The 21008-nt window shown below is 70.7% G+C and carries 19 protein-coding genes; 9 read left to right on the top strand and 10 right to left on the bottom strand.

The window, feature by feature from the left end; genetic code table 11:
• Nucleotides 1-123: 123 nt before the first annotated feature.
• Nucleotides 124-1275 carry an inositol-3-phosphate synthase gene (locus DVS28_RS24950; protein ID WP_114593879.1) on the bottom strand — a complete coding sequence of 384 codons (1152 nt, stop codon included), beginning with the start codon at nt 1273-1275 and terminating at the stop codon, nt 124-126.
• Complete coding sequence (locus tag DVS28_RS24945) at nt 1272-1976, bottom strand: PadR family transcriptional regulator (protein ID WP_114593878.1); 705 nt, start codon at nt 1974-1976, stop codon at nt 1272-1274. The genes DVS28_RS24950 and DVS28_RS24945 overlap by 4 nt, the downstream gene beginning before the upstream one ends.
• Before the next feature lie 357 nt (nt 1977-2333).
• Between DVS28_RS24945 and DVS28_RS24940 the strand changes: the two genes are divergently transcribed.
• The 5 genes from DVS28_RS24940 (at nt 2334) to DVS28_RS24920 (ending at nt 8294) form a co-directional block, all read left to right on the top strand.
• Nucleotides 2334-2771 (top strand): DUF5318 family protein, encoded by a 438-nt coding sequence (locus tag DVS28_RS24940; RefSeq protein ID WP_164711017.1) that lies wholly within the window; start codon nt 2334-2336, stop codon nt 2769-2771.
• A 66-nt stretch (nt 2772-2837) separates the two neighbouring features.
• Nucleotides 2838-5021 carry a transglycosylase domain-containing protein gene (locus DVS28_RS24935; protein WP_114593876.1) on the top strand — a complete coding sequence of 728 codons (2184 nt, stop codon included), beginning with the start codon at nt 2838-2840 and terminating at the stop codon, nt 5019-5021.
• Between the two features lie 278 nt (nt 5022-5299).
• Nucleotides 5300-6448 carry a glycosyltransferase family 4 protein gene (locus tag DVS28_RS24930; protein WP_114593875.1) on the top strand — a complete coding sequence of 383 codons (1149 nt, stop codon included), beginning with the start codon at nt 5300-5302 and terminating at the stop codon, nt 6446-6448.
• 8 nt (nt 6449-6456) lie between these two features.
• The gene (locus tag DVS28_RS24925; RefSeq protein WP_164711016.1) at nt 6457-7590 is read left to right on the top strand and encodes a glycosyltransferase; all 1134 of its coding nucleotides are present in this window, start codon (nt 6457-6459) and stop codon (nt 7588-7590) included.
• A gap of 5 nt (nt 7591-7595) precedes the next feature.
• Nucleotides 7596-8294, top strand: a complete 699-nt coding sequence (locus DVS28_RS24920) for a hypothetical protein (protein WP_114593873.1) — start codon at nt 7596-7598, stop codon at nt 8292-8294.
• Between the two features lie 10 nt (nt 8295-8304).
• Here the strand turns inward: DVS28_RS24920 and DVS28_RS24915 are convergent, their stop codons facing one another.
• Nucleotides 8305-8787 (bottom strand): methyltransferase family protein, encoded by a 483-nt coding sequence (locus DVS28_RS24915; RefSeq protein ID WP_114593872.1) that lies wholly within the window; start codon nt 8785-8787, stop codon nt 8305-8307.
• Nucleotides 8788-9134: 347 nt separating this feature from the next.
• Between DVS28_RS24915 and DVS28_RS24910 the strand changes: the two genes are divergently transcribed.
• From DVS28_RS24910 to DVS28_RS24900, 3 genes are all read left to right on the top strand, one after another.
• The gene (locus DVS28_RS24910) at nt 9135-9848 is read left to right on the top strand and encodes a hypothetical protein (RefSeq protein WP_114593871.1); all 714 of its coding nucleotides are present in this window, start codon (nt 9135-9137) and stop codon (nt 9846-9848) included.
• Nucleotides 9849-10110: 262 nt separating this feature from the next.
• On the top strand, nt 10111-10479 hold the full coding sequence (locus tag DVS28_RS24905) for a hypothetical protein (RefSeq protein WP_164711014.1): 369 nt from the start codon (nt 10111-10113) through the stop codon (nt 10477-10479).
• Between the two features lie 70 nt (nt 10480-10549).
• The gene (locus DVS28_RS24900; protein WP_114593869.1) at nt 10550-12877 is read left to right on the top strand and encodes a cell wall-binding repeat-containing protein; all 2328 of its coding nucleotides are present in this window, start codon (nt 10550-10552) and stop codon (nt 12875-12877) included.
• A 37-nt stretch (nt 12878-12914) separates the two neighbouring features.
• Here DVS28_RS24900 and DVS28_RS24895 read toward each other — a convergent pair whose 3' ends face one another.
• The 3 genes from DVS28_RS24895 to DVS28_RS24885 are packed head-to-tail and all read right to left on the bottom strand — an operon-like array spanning nt 12915 to nt 16199.
• Nucleotides 12915-14300, bottom strand: coding sequence for a cytochrome b (locus DVS28_RS24895; protein ID WP_114593868.1), 1386 nt, complete (start codon nt 14298-14300; stop codon nt 12915-12917).
• Between the two features lie 40 nt (nt 14301-14340).
• The gene (locus DVS28_RS24890) at nt 14341-15279 is read right to left on the bottom strand and encodes a QcrA and Rieske domain-containing protein (RefSeq protein ID WP_114593867.1); all 939 of its coding nucleotides are present in this window, start codon (nt 15277-15279) and stop codon (nt 14341-14343) included.
• Nucleotides 15276-16199 carry a c-type cytochrome gene (locus DVS28_RS24885; protein WP_114593866.1) on the bottom strand — a complete coding sequence of 308 codons (924 nt, stop codon included), beginning with the start codon at nt 16197-16199 and terminating at the stop codon, nt 15276-15278. The genes DVS28_RS24890 and DVS28_RS24885 overlap by 4 nt, the downstream gene beginning before the upstream one ends.
• Nucleotides 16200-16445: 246 nt before the next feature.
• On the opposite strand from DVS28_RS24885, the gene DVS28_RS24880 reads away from it, so the two are divergent.
• A complete protein-coding gene (locus DVS28_RS24880) occupies nt 16446-16931 on the top strand; it encodes a GNAT family N-acetyltransferase (protein ID WP_114593865.1) in 486 nt (161 codons plus the stop codon).
• 380 nt (nt 16932-17311) lie between these two features.
• Here DVS28_RS24880 and DVS28_RS24875 read toward each other — a convergent pair whose 3' ends face one another.
• From DVS28_RS24875 to DVS28_RS24865, 4 genes are all read right to left on the bottom strand, one after another.
• Nucleotides 17312-19324 (bottom strand): SDR family oxidoreductase, encoded by a 2013-nt coding sequence (locus DVS28_RS24875; protein WP_114593864.1) that lies wholly within the window; start codon nt 19322-19324, stop codon nt 17312-17314.
• Between the two features lie 118 nt (nt 19325-19442).
• On the bottom strand, nt 19443-19586 hold the full coding sequence (locus tag DVS28_RS29360; protein ID WP_216826292.1) for a hypothetical protein: 144 nt from the start codon (nt 19584-19586) through the stop codon (nt 19443-19445).
• Nucleotides 19583-20125 (bottom strand): class I SAM-dependent methyltransferase, encoded by a 543-nt coding sequence (locus DVS28_RS24870; protein ID WP_216826291.1) that lies wholly within the window; start codon nt 20123-20125, stop codon nt 19583-19585. Before DVS28_RS24870 ends, DVS28_RS29360 begins: the two co-directional genes overlap by 4 nt.
• 144 nt (nt 20126-20269) lie before the next feature.
• Nucleotides 20270-21004, bottom strand: coding sequence for an alanyl-tRNA editing protein (locus DVS28_RS24865; protein ID WP_114593863.1), 735 nt, complete (start codon nt 21002-21004; stop codon nt 20270-20272).
• Nucleotides 21005-21008: the final 4 nt, after the last annotated feature.

Below are 21008 nucleotides of genomic sequence, written 5' to 3'. Positions count from 1 at the left end.
CGATCATGAGCGCGTCACGCCCGTCCTGATACCAGCCCGGCTGATGCTAGACCCACCCACCGACCCCTGAACAGGACGAAACCCCGACGTCACGAGGACGTCGGGGTTTCGTGAGGAGTGGTGCTACGCCTCGGAGTTGGCGGCCGCCTGGCTGGTCAGGAACTCGTCGTCGGAGAACGAGCCGGCGATGAACTCCTCGACCATCTGGTGGCAGACGGCGTCGGAGTACTGCACGGGCGGGGACTTCATGAAGTAGCTCGACGGGCCCAGCAGCGGGCCGCCGATGCCGCGCTCGAGCGCGACCTTGATGCAGCGCACGGCGTCGATGACGACCCCGGCGGAGTTGGGGGAGTCCCACACCTCGAGCTTGAGCTCGGCGTTGAGGGGCACGTCACCGAAGTTGCGACCCTCCATGCGGATGTAGGCCCACTTGCGGTCCTCGAGCCACGGCACGTGGTCCGACGGCCCGATGTGGATGTTCTCCGCGGGGATGCCGTCGACCATCTGCGACGTCACCGACTGGGTCTTGGAGATCTTCTTGGATGCCAGGCGCGAGCGCTCCAGCATGTTCATGAAGTCCATGTTCCCGCCGAAGTTCAGCTGGTAGGTGCGGTCGATGGCGACGCCGCGGTCCTCGAACAGCTTGGTCAGCAGGCGGTGGGTGATGGTGGCGCCGACCTGGGACTTGATGTCGTCACCGATGATCGGCACGCCCGCGTCGGCGAACTTCTGCGCCCACTCCGGGTTGGTGGCGATGAAGACCGGCAGGGCGTTGACGAAGCCGACACCGGCGTCGATGGCGCACTGCGCGTAGAACTTGGCAGCCTTCTCCGAGCCCACGGGCAGGTAGCAGACCAGCACGTCGGCACCGGAGTCACGCAGCTCCTGGGTGACGTCGACGACGGGCTCGTCGGACTCCTCGGCGACCATGGCGTAGTACTCGCCGAAGCCGTCGTGGGTCGGGCCGCGCAGGACGGTCACACCGGTGGGGGCGACGTCGGCGAACTTGATGGTGTTGTTCGGCTCGGCAACGATCGCCTCGGAGAGGTCGCGACCGACCTTCTTGGCGTCGACATCGAAGGCGGCAACGAACTCGATGTCACCGACGTGGTACCCGGCGAGCTCCGGGTGCATCAGGCCGGGGACCTTGTCGTTGGGGTCGACGTCGGCGTAGTAGGTCACGCCCTGCACGAGGGAGCTGGCGCAGTTGCCAACGCCCACGATGGCAACGCGGACCTTTCCTTCGTGTACCTGGCTGTTCTTTGCTGCGCTCATCTGGATGACTCCTGGGTGGCTGGGGTGGGCGACGTGTGCGGCTCGGAGGTGTCCGCCACGCTGGCGGGGGGTTCTGTTGGTGATTCGGGCGCTTGCTGGGGTGCCCGGTCGGGGCCGGTGGGCCGGTCCTCGTCGGGCAGGTCGTAGTAGGGAGTGATGTCGTCGTGGGGGTCGTCTGGCCGGCCGGGGTTGGCCTCGGCGGTCAGCAGCTCCTCGATCCACTTGAGGTCGTGCTCGGTGGTCTCGATGCCATGACGCATCAGGGACAGCGTGTAGGGGTCTGCACGTCCGCGGCGGGCCCGGTTGAGGGCGGTGCGGCCCTGGAGCAGCCGGTCCTCGAGGTAGTCACGTCGTCGCTGGAGCAGCCACACACGTGTCTCGGTGTTGAGGTACCGGAAGAACGCGAAACGCAGCGGGAACTTCTCTTCTTCCCACGCGCTCGTGGATCCCTGGCCGATCAGCTCGAGGAACTCGGCCTCGCCGGCCTCGGTGATCCTGTAGACCTGCCGCCGACGGGAGCGTCCGTCGGTGTCGGGAACACGCTCGACGACACCCTTCCCCTCCAGCTTCTTCAGCGTGGGGTACAGCGATCCGAAGGACACGGTCCAGAAGAACCCGAGCCGCTGGCCGAGCTGGCGCTTGAGCTCGTAGCCGTGCATGGCTCGTTCCTTGAGCAGGCCGAGGACTGCCAGCTCGAGCATCAGTCGCCTCCTTCCGTGTCGGGGTCTTCGGTGGTCGTCGTGGTGGTGGCCGTGGTCCGGGTCACGCACAACCGACCCCACAGGCCGGACCTGTGGGGCTGTCGATCGACCGCCCTGCGGAGCGTTCCGGCATCCCGTGGGATCCGGAACCGCCGTGTGACGGTCGTGTATCGCGGCGATATATCACCCCGATAGGTTCCACGATACATCGCGGTGATAGGTCGTCAAGAATTCGCCCCCGGTACCAATGGGCGACACCCCGACGTCACCGTTCGGCCCCGTGCCGGCCGGCCCGCGACGCGGTCGGGCCGGGCTGTCGCCGCCGCCGTTGCGGGCCTCTGGCACACTTGGATGACCATGCAGGGACGCATCGACTACCGGATGGCCAAGCGCGCGCTGGTGCGCCAGGTGACCCGAGGGCTGGTCGGTGTGCAGGACGTCTGCGATGCGCACCCCGAGCTGCTGCGTGCCGCCCGCAACATCGGTACCGAGACGGCGCGCACGTGCCCGATCTGCCGGATGGCCGACGATCGGGCCGACGTCCCCATCGATGCGGAGACGACCCTGCGCGAGGTCACCTACGTCTACGGCTCGTCGCTTCGGCAGCGGCAGGGCCATGTGGTGTGGGACGACGAGGAGCTGCGGCTCCTCGCGGAGAAGTACCCGAGCTTCACGGCCTACCGCGTGGAGTGCTGCTTGGTCTGTGCGTGGAGCCATCTCGTCACCGCCGAGCTGCACGGTACCGACCACCGACCCGGCCGTGACCTCGCCGCCCGGCTCGAGGGTGGCGGCTGACCCGGGGATGGCCGAGGGGCCATGCCGCAGCGCTGCGGCCCCGTCGGATGATGTGACAATCGGCGGGTGACCGACGACCTTCCCCCCATGCGCGGCGGCCGCCGCCGCCGCGTGCCGCGGTGGCTGTGGTGGCTGGCTGGCTTCCCCGCGCTCGTGGCCGTGCTGGCCCTCGTGGCGCTGCTCGCCGTCCTGTTCGTGTCCCTTCCGCTCCCGCCCCAGCCGGGCGCGCCCGCGGTGCTGCTGGACTCCAGCGGCACGGAGTTCACGCAGCTCACCAGCGAGTTCCTGCAGCGCGACATCACGCTGGAGCAGATCCCCCAGCACACCATCGATGCGGTGCTGGCCGCCGAGGACGGCGAGTTCTACGACCACATCGGTATCGACCCGGTCAGCGTGGGCCGGGCGGTGGTCGCCAACCTGCGGTCCGGCGAGGTCAGCCAGGGCGGCTCCACGATCACCCAGCAGTACATCAAGGTCGCGTCCGGGGACAACGCCCAGACCGTCTGGCGCAAGCTCACGGAGGCGGCGCTGGCCCTGAAGCTCGAGCGCACCCACACCAAGGACGAGATCCTGGTGATGTACCTCAACGCCGTGTACTTCGGTCGAGGGGCCTACGGTATCCAGGCAGCGGCGCAGGCCTACTACGGGATCGACGCCATCGACCTGACGCTGGCGCAGTCCGCGGTCCTCGCCGGAGTGCTGCCGGCGCCATCGATCTACGACCCGCTCGTCGACAACGCCGCGTCGCACGCGCGGTACCGCTACGTCCTCGGCCGCATGGTCGAGCAGGGCACCCTGGTCGCCGCCGAACGCGACACGTTGCTGTCCCAGCAGCCACCCACGAACCCCCGTCGCAGCGTCGCCCGGGACGATGCCCCATGGTTCACCGACGTCGTCAGACGCGAGCTGGAGACACTCGGATTCGCCGACGGTGCCGGCCTGACGGTCACGACAACCCTCAACCTGGGTGTGCAACGACACGCCGAACGCGCCCACGCCGAGGCGTTCAACGGCATCGAGGCGTCGGGGGCGATCGTCGCCGTCGACCCCACCACTGCCGGCGTGCTGGCCCTCGTCGGCGGCAGCGACTACACCAACGACCAGTTCAACCTGGCCCTCGCCAACCGCCAGCCGGGTTCGACGTTCAAGCCCGTTGCCCTGGCCGCGTGGCTGGCCGACGGCCGCTCGGCGGAGGAACCCTTCCGGGCCCCGAGCAGCGTGACCCTTCCCGATGCCGACGCCGGCAACGACTGGACCGTCTCCAACTACGGCGGCAGCGACCTGGGGACCCTCTCGCTGCGCCAGGCGACCTGGCGTTCCAGCAACACCGCCTACGCCGAGATGGCCGTCGAGCTCGGGCCCGACCGCATCGCCGCCATGGCCGACACCCTGACCGGCAGGCCCGGGGAACACCCGGCCAACCCCTCCCTGGTCCTCGGGACGACCGAGACGTCGCCGCTGACCATGGCCGGCATCTACGGCACCTTCGCCGCAGAGGGCGTCCGCAACGAGGTCCACGCCATCCAGGAGATCCGCCGGGGCGAGGAGGTGCTGTACCGCGCCGACACGAGCGGCGAACGCGTCATGGGCGAGGACGACGCCGCGATCCTGACCGACGTGCTTCGCGGTGTCGTGACCAACGGCACCGCCCAGGCCGCCGGAATCGGCCGCCCCGTCGCGGGCAAGACCGGAACCACCCAGGACTACGGCGACGCCTGGTTCGCCGGCTACACCCCCCAGGTCGCCACCGTGATCTGGATGGGCAACCGTGACAACCGCGCGACCCTGCCGGGCAACGAGACCGGTGGTGGGCTGCCGGCCCGCACGTTCGCATCCTTCATGGGCGCGGTCCACGAGGGCCTGGACGTGATGGAGTTCCCGACACCGTCCGGGCGCGCGCCCGAGGACGCGGTCGTCGAGCCGACCGAAACGGCGACGCCCACGGCCACGCCGACGACGACGGAGACCGCCACCCCGTCGGAATCGGCCACCCCGACCGAGACCGACACCGAGACCGAGGCCCCGATCCCCGCCCCGACGAGGGTCCCGACCCCCTCGGCCACGCCTGCGCCGCTGCCGACCGAACCCCGCCCCACCCCCACGGCGACCCGGCCCGAGCCCACCCAGCCGCCCGAACCGACTGACCCACCCGAGCCGGCGCCCGCCCCGACGGCGGCGGACGGCGGTGCAACCGGGCGGGCCGGGACGTCGGACGGCGGCTCGACCCCGCCGACGAACGCGTCGGACTGACGAACCCTTGACTACGCTCTGTCCTATGGGTTGTACTCAGCGCTGATCTCACGGGGTCATCCCCGTCACCCGTGCGGTCGTCAGCGGATCCGATCCATCCCCCGTCAGGTCGGTGTCCGGACGCCCCCGCCTCCTTCCCCGGAGGTGGGGGCGACGACCCTCCAGGGAAGGCTGTGTGGCTGTCGTGGCGGCCCGTCCGACCCGGCATTCGCGAGTTGTTGGTTGCGCCGTAACCTAGTGATCGCCCGGCGTGCCCCAACAGCCCGGAGCATCGCCACATGCGTGTCGCCATCGTCACCGAGAGCTTCCTGCCCACCGTGAACGGAGTCAGCAACTCCGTTGCCCGCGTGACCGAGGAACTGGAGATCGCCGGACACGAGGTGTTGATCGTCGCACCTGGCAAGGGACCCGATCGGTTCTCCGACTCTCGCGTCGTCCGTACGGCGGCCATGCCGCTCCCGGGTTACCAGGCCATCCCGGTCGGCATGCCCACCACCCGCACCTACGCCGACCTCGCCGCGTTCGCACCCGATGTGATGCACATCGGCGGTCCGGTGGCGCTGGGCGCCTGGGGGCTGTCCGCCGCCCGACGGCTGGGCGTGCCGTCCGTTGCGCTGTACCAGACCGACTTCCCTCGCTTCGCGCGCCACTACAAGGTGGGCGCAGCCGAGGGACTTGCCTGGCGGTGGTTGCGCCGCATCCACTCCATGGCGGAGGTGACCCTCGCCCCGTCGAGCGCTGCCGCATGGGACCTGCGTCGCAACGGCGTCCCCCGGGTGCGCCTGTGGGGTCGCGGCGTCGACGCCGACCGCTTCCACCCCTGTCGTCGCGACGAGGTCCTGCGTGCGGAGCTCGCGCCAGAAGGCGAGATGCTCGTCGGCTACGTCGGTCGCCTCGCCCCCGAGAAGAACGTGTCGCTCCTCCGTGCCCTGAAGGGGTTGCCAGGGGTGCGGCTGGTCGTCGTGGGTGACGGCCCCGACCGACAGGCGCTGCAGCGCGCGCTGCCTCGCGCCCACTTCACCGGCTACAAGGGCGGGGTCGAGCTGTCCAAGCTGTTCGCCTCCCTCGACGTGTTCGTCCACACCGGTGCCCACGAGACGTTCTGCCAGACGATCCAGGAGGCGCTGTCCAGCGGCGTCCCCGTCATCGGCCCGGCCGTGGGCGGGCCGCTGGACCTGATCCGGCACGGCAGCAACGGGTTGCTGTACCGCCCCGGCGACCGACGAGCCCTGCGCCGCGCGGTGGCCCAGCTGTCGGGCGACCGTGCCGGCCGCGACGCCATGGCCGCACGCACTCGCCCGGGCGTGGTGGGTCGCACGTGGTCGGCCCTCACACAGCAGCTCGTCGGCCACTACGCCCAGGCGATGGTCGGCTTCACCCCGGAGGACGCGATGGCGCCGCCGGTTCCGTCCGTCGTCGGCCTGTAGGGATCCCCGTGCGCATCGTCCAGATCGCCAACTTCGTCTCGCCCACCTCGGGCGGCATCCGCACCACGCTCGCGCGCCTCCGCAACGGCTACGAGGACGCCGGCCACGAGTCGGTGCTGGTGATCCCCGGGCCGAGGGACCACACCGAGCGGACCGAGGACGGCCTGGTCGTCCGCGTCGGCGCGCCGAGGATCCCCCGGTCCGGCGGCTACCGGATGATCGTCGACATCCGCACCGTCTACCGGACGCTGGAGGACCTGCAGCCCGACCGGCTGGAGGTCAACGATCGGTTCACGCTGCGCGCCGTCGGTGACTGGGCCAGCCGACACGACGTCCCGGCCATGGCGGTCATCCACGAACGCCTCGATCGGCTGGTCGGCATGTACGTCCCCTGGGTCGTGCGTCCCGGCATGATCGCCCGTCGCGACAACGCCGCCGTGGCCGCGCGTTTCCACACCGTGGTGTCCCCCTCGGCGTGGGCTGCGCAGGAGTTCGTCCGTGCTGGCGTGGACAACAGCGAAGTCGTCAGCTGGGGCGTCGACCTCGATCGGTTCCACCCAGACCGCCGCAGCGCGGTGCTGCGTCGGCGGTTGCTCGGTGACGCCGACGTCCTGATGGTCATGGTCTGTCGCCTGTCCCCGGAGAAGCGACCCGACAGCGCCATCACGACGCTCGAGGCGCTCCGGGCGCGAGGGATCAACGCCCGCCTGGTCATCGCCGGAACGGGCAAGAGCGACCGCGGGCTCCGTCGGGCCGCCGAGGGCCTCCCGGTGACGTTCCTCGGACACCTTCAGGGCCGCGACCACGTGGCCGAGCTGCTCGCGGCCGCCGACGTGGCGATCTGCCCCGGGCCCATCGAGACCTTCGGGCTGGCGGCGCTGGAGGCGATGGCGTCGGGCACCCCGGTCGTGTCGTCGCGCTTCGGGGCGATCGCCGAGCTGCTGCGTCCACCCTTCGGCATCCCGGCCTACAACTACGGACCGGCCATGGCGACGGCGGCCATGGAGCTGCTGGAGAACGGCCGGCTCGCACGTGAGGCCGCGCGGGCGGAGGCCGAGCGGTACCCGTGGCAGGCATCCATCGACGCGATGCTGGGCCTGCACGGCCTGGCTGCGGCACCGCAGCACTCCCCCCAGGACTGACGGCGGTGCCCGCGGTGACCGGCCGGGTACGTCCGCTGGCGCCCGGGGATGCCGAGGACGTCCGGCGACTGTTCGTGGCGACGGCAGCGCTGGGCGAGCCGCTGTCGCTGCCCGACCGGGACCTGGACGCCTACGTGTCGTTGTGCCTGGACTACTACCTCGCCGAGGACGGGTCGGCGTGCGGCGTCTACCTCGAGGACGACCGGGTCGTGGGCTACGCCATGGTCGCCCTGGACCACGCCGCCTACGAACGCTGGGTCAGGCGGCCGGCGCTGGCCTGGACGGGCCGGGCCCTGCAGACGCTGGTCAGCGCGCCGTTCGGGACGGCGGCGGCCTTCTCGCGTCGGCGCCTGCTGGACGGTGTGGTGGCGGTGACACGTGGAACGTCGCCACCGATGCCGGCGCACTTCCACTTCAACGTGGAGGGCGCACGGCGAGGGGCAGTGGCCGGATTCCGCCTGGCCGACCATGCGGACCGAGTGGTCCGCGAGGCCGGCCTGCCGGGCTACTTCGGCGAGGTCAACGTGCCGGCGGACAAACCCGGTCGCGCGAGGGCGCTGGAGCGGCTGGGCACTCGCATCGTCCACCGGCAGCGCAACCACACCCTGTCCTGGCTGGCCGGTTCGCCGGTGGACCGCGTCACCGTCGTCCGGTCCCTCGATCCCACCGAGGGCTGGTACCAGCTGCCCCACGTGGAGGCCTGACCCCGACCGGTCAGCGCACGCCCGGCAGCAGCTTCCATCGCACCCGCTCGGCGTAGTCGCCGTACTGCGGATAAGCGGCCACGAGCAGCCGTTCCTCGTGGGCGGACTTGCGGTCGAAGAACGCCGCCGAGGCAAGGGCGACAGCAGCCCCCGTGGCGCTCGGTGTCCGGGAGAGGCCCCCGACGATCATCAGGAGGACGGCGGTGTAGATGGGGTGGCGAACGACGCCGTAGGGCCCCCGGTCGACGAGCTCGCCGCCCTCGATGGGTGTGGGCTGCGGCACCAGCTGCCGGCCGAGCGCGACGAAGGAGGCCAGGCCGAGCACGGCGCCGAGCACGAAGACGGTGGTTCCGGCTGCCCGGGACCCGGGCACGTCGACGCGTCCGGGGCCACCGTCGGCACGGGGCACCAGCACGAAGGCCAGCAGGAACAGCACTCCCTGCCCGCCGAGCCAGGCGAGGTCGGTTCCGCTGAGCTGTCGAAGGCGACGCACGGGTGGACCCTAGCGCTACCGGCGGGCAGACCGGGATCGATGTCGTCAGCACCCCGACCAGCACCAGCCCCCGCGCGGCCAGCGCCACGGCGAACACCTCGTAGGGCAGGGAGGGGGTGAACCCCTGCAACCCGGCGAGGAACGGGAAGCGGGTCAGGAGGACGGCTGCATCGGCCACCACGAATGCCCCCACCAGCCACGTCGGCACGACCGGCACGACCGGCCCCGTCGGCCCGTCGGTTGGCGCGATCGGGGCCTGCGTCGCCTCCTCCCGACGATCGGCACGATCCGTACCGAGCAGGACCATCAGCGGGAGGAGCCAGAGGCTGAACTGGGGCGAGTAGACCTTGCCGGCCAGGACGAACCAGACCAGGAGGGGGAGGGCCAGTCGCCACCGCTCCGACGGCGGCACCGACCGTCCCCTCCACAGCACGACGGCCCAGCCCCCCAGCGTCACGGCGGCGACCAGCACGTTGATCGCCTCCACCGGCACCGCTGCCGATCCGACCCGGTCCAGCACGACGTTCACGGCGAACCAGGCCGTGTCCCAGTCCGCGGCCCGCTCGGTGTTCAGGCGGACGAACGCCCAGGCCTCCGGCCCTCCCCATGCGGTGGCCAGCCCCATCCCCACCGTGGCCACGGCCAGCGCCGCGGCGCCTGCCCGGATCGCCACGTCCCGCCGTCCACGCGACCACGCCGACCACACGACCAACGGCACGAGGACGAAGGGGAAGAGCTTGGCCAGGCCGCCCAGCGCCGCGAGGATGCAGGCACCCACGTCCCGCCCCGACCGGTGCAGCGCGACCGCCGACAGGAGCAGCGCCACCGGCACCGGGTCCCAGCTGATCAGGGTGGCCAGCAACACCGCCGGCGACGCCAGCCACAGCCAGACGCGGCGCCCGGCCCCGAGCCGGACGAGCAACCACGCCGACAGCCCGCTGGCCACCGCGGCCAGCCCGGCGGTCACCCAGAGGAACCCGACGACCGACGACGACAGCATCATCGCCAGCACCCACTGCAGCGCTGTCAGCGGCGGATACTCCGTCAACACCTGGCGATAGACCGCGGGGTCGTCGGACAACCCACGGGCCCGGGCGATCGCGACGACATCGCTGTAGCACCCCGGCAGCCCGAGCTCGCTGCCGACCAGCCCGCCGGACGTGCAGGCCACCTTCACCGCGGTCCCGGCGGCGAGCACGACGGCCAGCGCGACCCACAGCGGCCAGCCCGGGGCAGCCCGGCGGAGCGCAGCGGGTGTCGACACGGGTTGGATCATGCCAAGGCAGACCGTCGATCGTGCCCAGCCCGTCTAGCCTCCCGACGATGCAGCAGCGACGTGCCGATACGGGAGTGGCCGTGCTCGGGCGGTATGCCGGTGTGGTCCACGTGCTGGCCGAGCACCTGCGCGCCGAGGGGCTGTCGGTGGCCGTCACGTGGGCCGCCGACGACCCGGCCGCGACCGTCCGCCCCTCCCCGGACGACCTGGCTGGCCTGCGGGTGGTCGTCACCCTCGCTCCCGGGGACCCCACTCTCGACGACCTGCGCCGCGCTGGGCTGACGCAGCCGGTCGTCGCCGTCGCCTGGCATCCCGACGACGAGCTCGAGCTGCCGCCCGGCCCGACGAGGATCGTCCGCACCGGGCGCGTCATGGCCGACCTGGTCGACGAGGTTCGTGCACTCGCTACTGAATGAGGTTCAACCCGGCCTCGACACGAGCTGCCGATGGGAGGACACTCGAACTCGTCTCTGAGGGAGAACGACGATGACCCGTCATCACAGGTTCGGTCCGCTTCTCGCAGTCCTGCTGGTGATGGGGGTGACCCCGGCGGCGCTGGCGCAACCGACGTTCGGCGCCGAACCGCGACCGCTGACGCCCGCCCAGGGACAGCTCGTCACCGAAGAGGTCGAGGTTGCCGTCGACCTGCCTCGACAGCTCGGCCCCGACGGTCCCTTCGTGCGCCAGGTCTCGTTCTTCAACGAGTTCTTCGACCCCCGCACCGAGACCGAGCAACGGTTCTTCGTCGGCTTCGACGACATCGGGGTGGCCATCGGTGAGTCACCCCGGTGCGACCTGTTCCCCGGCGGCTGCGTCGTCGACGGGGTGTGGCACTTCACCTGGCAACCGTTCGAGGACTCACCCACCGGACCACAAGCGCTCGGCCTGGAGGTCTTCATCTGCCCCCAGCCCGACTCGCCGTTCCCCGAGTGCGAGGTCCTCCGGATCGACTCCTTCTTCGACGTCTTCGTCGACCTGACCCCACCGTTCGTCGAGATCGTCGAACCCGCCCCCGACACGGTCATCGACATCGGGGACGAGGTGGCGCTCGTGGTCGAGGCCGACCCGATCGGTGCCCCCGCCCTCGTCGCCTGGACCTTCCAGCCCGTGAGCTTCCTCGGCGGCAAGGGCCTGCCGCTGAAGGACCAGCACGTGGAGGGCGCAGACCTCTCCGGCGACAACGACGACGACGGCAGGACCGGTGACTCCTCCTGCGCCCCGACCGCCGCCGCGTCGAGCCTGGCCTGGTTCGCCATGGACAACGCCGAGGACTTCGGCGGACTCCTGCCCGCCGGGGACACGATGGCCGCGCAGATGAAGGCGTTGACCGACCGGATCGGCGAGCTGGCCGGTACCGACGACGACGGGACGTCGGTGGAGGGACTCAAGAAGGCGATCGAGGACTACCTGGAGGAGAACGACCTCGACGACGACTTCGAGGTGGAGCTCGACGAGGACCCATCGCTGGCGGAGATCAGCACCGAGTTCGGCCGCGGCCAGGACGTCCTGCTCGGCGTCTACGGCGAGGGCTTCGCCCACCGTGTTGCGGTGGAGAACGTCACGCGGCTCGAGGACGGCTCGACCGTCGTCAACATCATGGACCCGTGGAGCGGCCTGGTGGAGTCCATCACCGTCGGCCCGGACGGGCAGGCCCAGTACGACCCACCATGGACCGAGGCGACCGACCCGGTCGACGTCGTCCTCGACCGGATGATCCACGTCTCGCCGACCGCCGACGCCGACGAGGTGGCCATTCCCAGCGGTGACCGCGCCTTCGGCGGGGTGCCCGGCTCGTCCATCACCTGGGACACGACCGGCGTGGCACCGGGTGAGTATCTGGTCCGCGCCACCGCCACCGACGCCGACGGCACCCCCTTCACCGCGACCACCCGTGTCACGCTCGCCGGGGACACGCCGACCCCGTCCGACGCGGTCGTCCGCCTGTCCGGGACGGGCCGAGAGCTGACTGCCGTCCAGGTCGCCGGGGACAGCTACGCAGACGGGGCGGCATCCGCCGCCGTCCTGGCCCGGGCCGATGCCTTCCCCGACGCCCTCGCCGGTACCCCGCTGGCCGCGGAGGTCGACGGTCCGCTGCTGCTGACCGGCTCGACCGCGCTGTCGTCGGTGACCGCCGACGAGCTGGAACGGGCCGTGCCGAGCGGGGCCACCGTGTACCTGCTGGGCGGTGAGGCCGCCCTGTCCGCCGACGTCGCCGATGCCGTCGAGGCCCTCGGCTACACCGTTCGTCGGCTGGGCGGGGCAAGCCGGACCGAGACGGCCGCCGTCATCGCCGAGGAAGGGCTGGACAGTCCCGACACGGTGCTGCTGACCACCGGGGACAACTTCCCCGATGCGCTCGGCGCCGGGGTCGCGGCCGCCGCGGTGGACGGGGCCGTGCTGCTGACGGCCGGGACGACCGTGCCGCCGGCCACGCAGGCCTACCTCGACGGGATGCCCGGTGCGACGGTGTTCGCCATCGGCGGTCCGGCCGCCGGCGCGGCACCCGACGCCACCCCGATCGTCGGGGCGAGCCGGTTCGAGACCGCGGTCATGGTGGCCGAGGCGTTCTTCTCCGCGCCGACCGTTGCCGGCCTTGCCACGGGTGCCGACTTCCCCGACGCGCTGGCCGGGGGTGCCCACATCGCCCGGCTGGGCGGGCCCATCCTGCTGACGGACGGCAGCAGCTTCTCCGCAGCGGTCGAGGCCTACCTCGAGGGGGTCGCCGCCACCACGAGCAGGGTCTACGTCTACGGCGGGGTCGGCGTGGTCAGCGATGACGTGGCCGACGCGGCGGTGACCGCGATCGGCGGCTGACCCCTCCCCCTCGTGCCCGGGGCCGCAGCCCGCCGAGTCACTCGAGGGGCTCGGGGTCTCCCATGCCGACGTACTGGAAGCGGCTCTCCGCCTCTTCCTCGGTCTGGGCCACGTCGGTGCCGACCGCGTCCAGGCGACGTCGGGCGTACCGATAGACACCGAAGGCCAGCAGCGGCGGCGCGAAGACCATCAGCAGCCGGAAGACGAAGACGAGGTCCTCGATGGGGATGCCCACCATCCGGCTGATGATGTCGTTGGTGGCGTTGGCCGAGGCCAGCAGGACGAAGGAGAAGGTCCCCATCACCATGGCCGCCCGCAGGGGGATGTCCAGCGGGTTGGTCAGCACGTGCCATTCGCCCTTCAGGCCGTAGACCTTGCGCTCCAGGGTCGGGTAGGCGAACAGCAGGCCGAACAGCACGCCGGGGATCAGCGCACCGGCGACGAACAGGCTGTTGATGGTCGTGCCGAGGATGTTCAGCTCGAAGGCAGGGATGGCTCGCAGCAGGCCGTCGGTCCAGAACAGGAACCAGTCGGGTTGGGCGTTGTTGCCGACCTCACCGGGGAGGTAGGGGCCCAGCAGCTCGACGTCGCTCCACGGGATGATCGTGGCCGAGAGGGCCAGCAGGCCACCGATCCACAGCACCAGCGTGGTGGACTCCGCAGCCTGGCCCGGCCACAGCGGCTTGCCCACGACATAGGAATGCCCGTCGACGTCGGGCCGCGGCATCTGCGTGTGCTTCTGGCGGACAAGGATGAAGACGTGCGCCCCGATCAGCGCCGCCAGCAGCAACGGCAGCACGAACACGTGCAGGGCGTAGAAGCGCGGGATGATCGCCTCGCCGGGGAACTCGCCACCGAAGATCCAGAAGGCCACGTTCTCGCCGACGAACGGGATCGAGAGGATGATGGAGTACATGACCCGGATGCCGGTGCCGGCCAGCGAGTCGTAGGGCAGCGAGTAGCCCAGGAACCCCTCGCCGAGGACCATCGTCAGCAGGCCGACGCCGACGTAGTAGTTGACCTCCCGCGGCTTGCGGAACGCCCCCGTCAGCAGGATCCGCAACATGTGCAGGATCATGGAGGCGATGAACAGGTGGCTGGCGGCCCGGTGGATCCGGCGCATCAGCAGGCCGCCGGGCACGTCGGTGGACAGCCGCACGACGGACTCGAACGCCGCGGGCAGCTCCACATCGGCGAAGAACTCGTTGGCGCCGGTGTAGACGACCGGGTCGACCGCAGGCCGGAAGAAGAGGGTGAGGAAGATCCCGGTCAGGACGAGGACGGCGAAGGAGATCATCGCCACCTCGCCCAGCAGGAACGACCAGTTGGCGGGGAAGACCTTGTTGGCGGCCTTCTTCGTCGGGCCGGACAGGTGCATGCGCCGGTCGAGGGCGTCGAGCAGGGCACTGAACAACGGCGTCATGGCGCGAGCCCTCCTGTTGGGGTACGGGGTGGGTGGAGCATCATCCGAACGACGGTCCGGCGAGCTCTTCGAAGTCGCCCATCGCGATCAGGTACCCCTCGTCGTCGACACCGAGCGGCAGCTGGGGAAGGGCTCGGGCGGCTGGCCCGAAGGTGGGCTTGCAGGCGTGCGGCACGTCGAAGGTCGACTGGTGGCACGGGCAGAACAACGACTGGTCCTGCTCGCGGTACAGCGCCACCGGACAGCCGGCGTGGGTGCAGATCTTGGAGTAGCCGACCACCGTCTCGTCCACCACCCACGCCATGTTGGTGGGTTCCTTCGGCGGCTCGGACAGCCGGATGATGACCACGGCGGCACGCTCGAAGCCGATGGCGCCGTCGGGCCAGACCGACGCGATGTTGCCGACCGCGAGGTCCTCGGGCCGGAGGGGTTCGCCGTCGTTGCTCACGGCGCGGACGCCGCGGGCCCAGGGGGTCTGGCGCAGCGTGTTGCCGACGTTGGGGCCGAGGGAGGGAACGAGGGAGAGGAGGGAGATGCCCAGCGCGCCGAAGGCGCCGACGATGATGCGGGTCAGGAACCCGCGGCGCTCCAACGGCTTGATCAACGCGTAGTCGTCGTCCTCGTCGTCGCGGGGGTCCACGGCCGCGGTGACCGGGACACGCACCTCCTCCACGACCTCCCGGGGCTCGGCCGCGACGACCTCGGGGAACCGGTCGAAGAAGTACCGCCGCACAGCGAGGCCGAGCAGGAACAACGACAGGGCCAGGCAGCCGGAGTAGACGGGCAGGGGGCCACCGAGGCGCAGGACCAGCGCGAACGCCACGGCCAGCACGCCACCCAGTCCCGCGGTCCACGCGACGAACGCGTCGTTGGCGCGGCTGGGGTCGGGGACGTGCATCTCCAGCACGTGCCGTTTGAGGGCGGGCGGTTCGGTGGGGTCGTCGGCGGGAGGTGGGGTCGTGGTCGGGTCCTGGCTCACGGCCGGGGCTCCTCGTCGTGCTGGTCGTGCTGGTCGGGATCGGCGGAGTCGTCGTGGTCGGGATCGTCGGTGTTCCCTCGACGTCCGCTGGCGGGCGTCACGCCGGCCTCGGGTTGTGACCCCTCGTCGATCAGGTCCTCCAGGCGCACGGGGCGGCTGCCGATGTAGACCAGCGAGCCCAGCAGGGCGAGGGACAGCAGGCCCACGAACCCGGACGCGAAGACGGGGTTCAGCTCGACCAGGCCGAGGAACGGGGTGCCCCGCTCCTCGTCGACGGCCTCGAGGTAGGCCACGACGGCGTCGACGTCCTCGTCGGGGATGACCTCGGCGGAGAAGGCAGGCATCTCGAAGGGTCCGACGCGGATGGCCTCGGCGACGGCGATACCCGGGAGGTTGTTGACCTGCGGGGTCCACGCCTGACGGCCGGCGGTCCCGCCGGCGCCGGCGTTGCCGTGGCAGTGGGCGCAGTTGCGGGCGAAGACCTCGAGGCCACGGGAGACCTCGCCCTCGTCGACCTCCGGGACCTCACCCGGGATGTCGAACTCGTCGGCCATCCACTCCACCATGGCCTGCCGTTCGGCGTCGTCGTAGAAGACGTGGCGCTCGCGGTTGTCGAACGGGTCACCGGCCGGGGGCATGCGGCCGGTCAGCAGGACCAGGTCGAGGTAGGGGACGGTCAGGTCGTCGTTGTTGCGCAGCGATGGCACGGGACGGCCGTCGGTCGGAACCTCACCACCCTGGCCATCCAGGCCGTGGCACCTCGAGCAGTTCTGGGCGTAGCTCTCCACGGCGAAGGAGTCCGCGAGCTCCTGCTCCCCCTCCGAGGCGAAGGCGGACGGCCAGAACAACAGGGCGGCGGCCGCTGCGGTTGCCACCACGACGAGCCACCCAGCCAGCGATCGACGGTTGGCGGCCAGCATCTCGCTGCGGTCCTTTCAGCACGTCAGGGCGGGATTCCCCACGGAGGCTACCTGCCCCGGACCGGTTCGTGACAGCCCGCTGAGGCCGCCGGGTCCCCGTTTGTCCCGGCGGCGACAGGGGTCACGCGTCGTGCGCCCTCGCGACCGTGCCCGGCTGCGGTTCGAGCCGCGAAGGGGCCGGTCATTGGGTGGGCCACACGAATCGACCGCCCAGACGGTCCCGAGACGTGGGTAGGATGCGCGACGATGACTGTCACCATCCGCCATGCCGAGGACACCGAGCTCGACATCGTCGCGTCGCTGATCGTCGACGCCTACGCGGAGTTCGCCGCGACGATGTCGCCAGACGCCTGGTCGATGTTCGCCCAGGACATCGCCAACGTGCACGGCCGGCGAGGTGATGGCGAGATCGTCGTGGCCGTGCGCGACGACAAGATCGTCGGGTCGGTCACGGTGTTCCGCGACTGGCGGGGCGCGCAGCAGGACACCATGGCCATGCGCATGCTTGCCGTCCCCCCGACCGAGCGGCACACCGGCGTCGGCAAGTCGCTGATGCAGTGGGCCATCGACGAGGCCAAGTCGGCGAACAAGGAACGCCTCGTCCTGACCGCCATGCAGGTCATGGACACCCTGCGCGAGATGGCCGACAAGCTCGGCTTCGAACGCGCCCCCGAGCTGGACCACGAGCCCGCCCCCGGCGTGCGCGCGGAGGGCTACAGCCTGACGCTGTGAAGTTTGGTCCTCGCTTCGCTCGTCGGGTCCTCGGGCTCTGACCCGACGAATCACTCCCTCGATTCTCGGCCCCGCTTCGCGAGAAGACCCTCGCTTCGCATCGGGCACTGCGAGCCTCGCTCGCGTTTCGCCGGCGCCCTGCGGCGGTGCGTTGGCACCTCGGTGCGTTGCGCACACGACCGGTGTGTGCGTTCCCCCGCTCCAGGTGCTGCTGATCGCACCCACCCTCGGCCGATGTGGGGCATGCACGTCGGCGGGAGGTGGCCATGTCGCACGAGCTCTCACCCCGGGTGCGTTGGGCCACGCTCCGAGGCGCTCATCGCACACGCCAGCTCGGCCGCCAGACCTCGACAGCTACACACCCCCTCCCCTTCCCCCTCCTACCAGTGGACGCCGCGGAGGAGGTAGGCGAAGGCGAGGCCCTCGCTGGACGCCTCTTCTTCGGGCTTCGCGGGGGTGACGTCGGTGACGGCGTCCTCGCCCTTCTTGGCTGCCGTGGAGTCGGGGAACAGGTGGTAGCCGGTGTTGAGGATGGCATCCATCAGCTTGGGGGCCACGGCGTGGCCGACCATGGCGGTGTTGCCGAGGCCCGTCGCGACCCGCTTGGGACGTTGGATGATCGCGGTGGTGATCATCTCGCCGGCCTCGTCGGGGGTGATGGCCGGGAACGCGTCGTACATCTTGGTCGGGGCGATCATCGGGGTACGGACCAGGGGCATGTAGATCGTCGTGATGTGGCAGTTGTCGTCGATGATCTCCGTCGCCGCGCACCGCGAGAACGCGTCGAGCGCCGACTTCGACGCCACGTAGGCGCTGAACCGCGGCACGTTGGTCTGGCAGCCGATCGAGCTGATGTTGATGATGTGGCCGAACTTCCGTTCGCGCATGCCCGGCAGGAAGCCGAGGATCAGCCGCAGTGAACCGAAGTAGTTCAGCTGCATCGTCCGCTCGAAGTCGTGGAAGCGGTCGTAGGACAGCTTGATCGACCGGCGGATCGAGCGGCCGGCGTTGTTGACCAGGACGTCGACGCCGCCGTGCTCGGCGATCACCTCCTCGACCATGCGCTGGATGTCCTCGCCGTCGGTCAGGTCGCAGGGGTGCACGAAGGCCGTGCCACCCATCTCCTCCAGCCGAGTCTTGAGCAGCTCGAGCTTGTCGGCGCTCCGGGCGACGAGCAGGACAGTGCCACCCGCCTCGGCCACCTGCATGGCCGCCGCCTCGCCGATGCCGGACGACGCCCCGGTGATCATGATGCGCTTGCCCTTGACCGCCCCCTCCAGCGACTTGTCGAGGAACAGCACGGGGTCGAGGTTGCGCGCCCAGTAGTCCCACACGCGGTCGGCGTAGTCCTCGACGTCCGGCGCCTCGATGCCGGTCCCCTCCAACGCCGCGTTCGTGTTGGTCATGTCGAACTTGGTCGGGTTGGACATGTAGGTGAGCAGCTGCTTGGGGATCCCGAGGCTGTCCATGGTCGTGTTGACGATCCGCTTGACCGGGGGGAGGGAACCCAGCCCTGTCTTCACCGCCGGCGGGATGAGCTCGAACACGGCCGGGTCGACGCGGATGCCGAACTCGGGCGCCCCGGCAACTCGGGCGAAGGCGTTCATGATCTCGCCAGCCGACTTGGGCTTGGCCTGGGTCAGGTGGAAGGCCTTGCCGTTCCACGTCGCGTCGAGGTGGGCGATGTGGTCCATGGCCTCGGCGACGTAGTCGACCGGGACCATGTTCATCCGCCGGCCCTCGAGGCCGATCAGGGGCAGCCACCCCGGCATTGCATGGCGCAGCCGCTTGAGCAGCGGGAAGACGTAGTAGGGCCCGTCGACCTTGTCCATCTCCCCCGTCCGGGAGTGGCCGAGGACGATGCCGGGCCGGTAGATCCGCCACGGCCGCTGGCACTCCTCGCGCACAAGCTTCTCCGACTCGTGCTTGGTGCGGTAGTAGGGGTCCTTCAGGCCCGTGGCCTCGTCCAGCATGTCCTCGCGGAACCAGCCACGGAAGTCGCCAGCCGCCGCGATGGAGGACACGTGGTGGACGACCCCGGCCCCGATGGCGTGGGCCAGCTCGACCATGTGCTGGGTGCCGTCGACGTTGGCGATCCGCTGGCGTTCGGCGTCGGCCTTCAGGTCGTAGATGGCCGCCAGGTGGAACAGGTGGTCGACCTGTCCGCGGAGCTCGGCGACCTGGCCGTCGTCCAGGCCGAGGCGCGGCTGGGACAGGTCCCCGACGACCGCGACCAGCTGCGTCTCGTCCACCCCGCAGCGTTCGCGGATGGCGTCGAGCTTGTCGACCGACGACTCGCGCACCAGCGCGTGGATGGTCTCACCGCGCTCCGCCAGCTTCTCGATGAGGAAACGGCCGATGAACCCGGTGCCGCCGGTGACGAAGTAGCTCATGTGTGTGGGTGCCCCTGTGTTCTGCGGCACGACGATTCGACTCCGCGTGCCTGCTCCGCGACCGGCAGCCTAACCAGTCGGGACTGGCAGCGTGGGTGATCCCAGGGGAACCGCGTGGTCAGGTCGTCGCGATCCGGGCGACGACGGCGAAGCGGATGTCGTGCACGGCGTGCCCCCACAGACGCTCGTCGCCGGCCAGGTCGTGCACCTCGATGTCGGCCACCAACGGCGTCAGCGCCTCGGTCAGCACGGCTGGGGTCACCCCGCCGTACCAGGGCAGGCGAGCATGGATCGGGGTGTAGTCACCGTGATCGGCGTCGGGTCCGCGGGGGCGTCGGGCTGGCCCCACCGACCCTCGACCATCACCAACCGACCGCCCGGCCGGAGCAGCTCGACCCACCGTCGCAGCGCCGCGTGGGGCTCGGGCAGCGTCCACACGACGTGTCGGACCAGGACCACGTCGACCGACGCGGGGGACAGGGGCGGGTCGCCGGCATCGCCGACCACGAAGCGGGCCGAGGTCCCCTCCCCCTTGATCCTGGCGAGCTCGACCATGGTGGAGGAGAGGTCGACGCCAACGACGTCGTGACCGGCCTCGGCGAGGAGCACCGACAGGCTGCCCGTCCCGCAGCCCAGGTCGGCCACGGTGGCGGGCGGCTCGGGCAACCACGCGGTCAGGCGCTCGGCCCACGCCGCCCTGGTGACCGGGTCCCGCAGCCCATGGTCGGGTTCGTCGTCGAAGGTGTCGGCTCGGCCGTCCCAGTGGTCGGCCACGGCGGGCAGCAACGGCTCGTTGCTCACGGTCGGCTCCATGTCGTCGTGGTCGAGGGGGCGTCGCCCCGTTGTGTGTCGGATCAGTCGCAGGGGGGTCGAGTGGCGCAACACACCTGGGAGGTGTGTTGGATCAGTGGCGAGGGGGTCGAGTGGGGCGACACGCGGGGGTGGTCAGGCGTCGTGGACGGCCAGGCGGATGCGCTTGTTGGCCTTGCCCTTGGACTCGGTCTTGGTCACCTCGACCCGTCCGACCTCGGCCGTGGTGGCCACGTGGGTGCCGCCGTCGGCCTGCTTGTCCAGGCCGCGGATGTCGATGACGCGCAGCGGGTCGATGAAGGCGGGGATCAGGTTGGCCTTGGTGCGGATCAGGGCGGGGTCGGCGTCGGCGGCTTCGCGGCCCACGAACTCGACGAGGATCTCGCGGGCGGCGGCGATCTCGTCGTTCATCCGCTTCTCGGCCCGCTCGCCGAGCTCCGCGGACATCGCGTCCAGCTCGAAGTCCAGCCGTCCCTTGCCGGGCTCCATGTTCCCGCCCGTGACCGCCACCCCGAAGTCGGCCCAGATGACGCCGCAGAGGATGTGCAGCGCGGTGTGGGTGCGCATGAGGAGGTGCCGGCGGTCCCAGTCCAGCGTCCCCTCCAGCTCGGTGCCCGGGTCGGGCAACGGGTCCCCCTCCTCGAGCTGGTGCCAGATGACGCCCTTGTCCTTGCCGACCTTGGCAACCTGCGCCGTGCCGCCGTCCCACACCACGGCCCCGCGGTCGGCCGGTTGCCCGCCACCGCCGGGATAGAACGCCGTCCGACTCAGCGCCACCCGGTGGCCGTCGGGATCGACGTCGGCGACGACCGCCTCGAACGTGCGGAGGTAGGCGTCGGTGGAGAACAGGTCCTCGGTGGGTTCCGGCATGTGC

It is taken from the genome of Euzebya pacifica (assembly GCF_003344865.1).
In the GTDB taxonomy this organism is placed as follows: domain Bacteria; phylum Actinomycetota; class Nitriliruptoria; order Euzebyales; family Euzebyaceae; genus Euzebya; species Euzebya pacifica.
Note: the sequence above shows the minus strand (reverse complement) of the source record. Positions and strands in the feature narration are given on the sequence as shown.

Coding starts and splice junctions, on each gene's coding strand:
- DVS28_RS24950 (WP_114593879.1), bottom strand. CDS start 1,275: ATGAGCGCAGCAAAGAACAGCCAGGTACACGAAGGAAAGGTCCGCGTT.
- DVS28_RS24945 (WP_114593878.1), bottom strand. CDS start 1,976: ATGCTCGAGCTGGCAGTCCTCGGCCTGCTCAAGGAACGAGCCATGCAC.
- DVS28_RS24940 (WP_164711017.1), top strand. CDS start 2,334: ATGCAGGGACGCATCGACTACCGGATGGCCAAGCGCGCGCTGGTGCGC.
- DVS28_RS24930 (WP_114593875.1), top strand. CDS start 5,300: ATGCGTGTCGCCATCGTCACCGAGAGCTTCCTGCCCACCGTGAACGGA.
- DVS28_RS24905 (WP_164711014.1), top strand. CDS start 10,111: ATGCAGCAGCGACGTGCCGATACGGGAGTGGCCGTGCTCGGGCGGTAT.
- DVS28_RS24900 (WP_114593869.1), top strand. CDS start 10,550: ATGACCCGTCATCACAGGTTCGGTCCGCTTCTCGCAGTCCTGCTGGTG.
- DVS28_RS24895 (WP_114593868.1), bottom strand. CDS start 14,300: ATGACGCCGTTGTTCAGTGCCCTGCTCGACGCCCTCGACCGGCGCATG.
- DVS28_RS24885 (WP_114593866.1), bottom strand. CDS start 16,199: ATGCTGGCCGCCAACCGTCGATCGCTGGCTGGGTGGCTCGTCGTGGTG.
- DVS28_RS24880 (WP_114593865.1), top strand. CDS start 16,446: ATGACTGTCACCATCCGCCATGCCGAGGACACCGAGCTCGACATCGTC.
- DVS28_RS24875 (WP_114593864.1), bottom strand. CDS start 19,324: ATGAGCTACTTCGTCACCGGCGGCACCGGGTTCATCGGCCGTTTCCTC.
- DVS28_RS24865 (WP_114593863.1), bottom strand. CDS start 21,004: ATGCCGGAACCCACCGAGGACCTGTTCTCCACCGACGCCTACCTCCGC.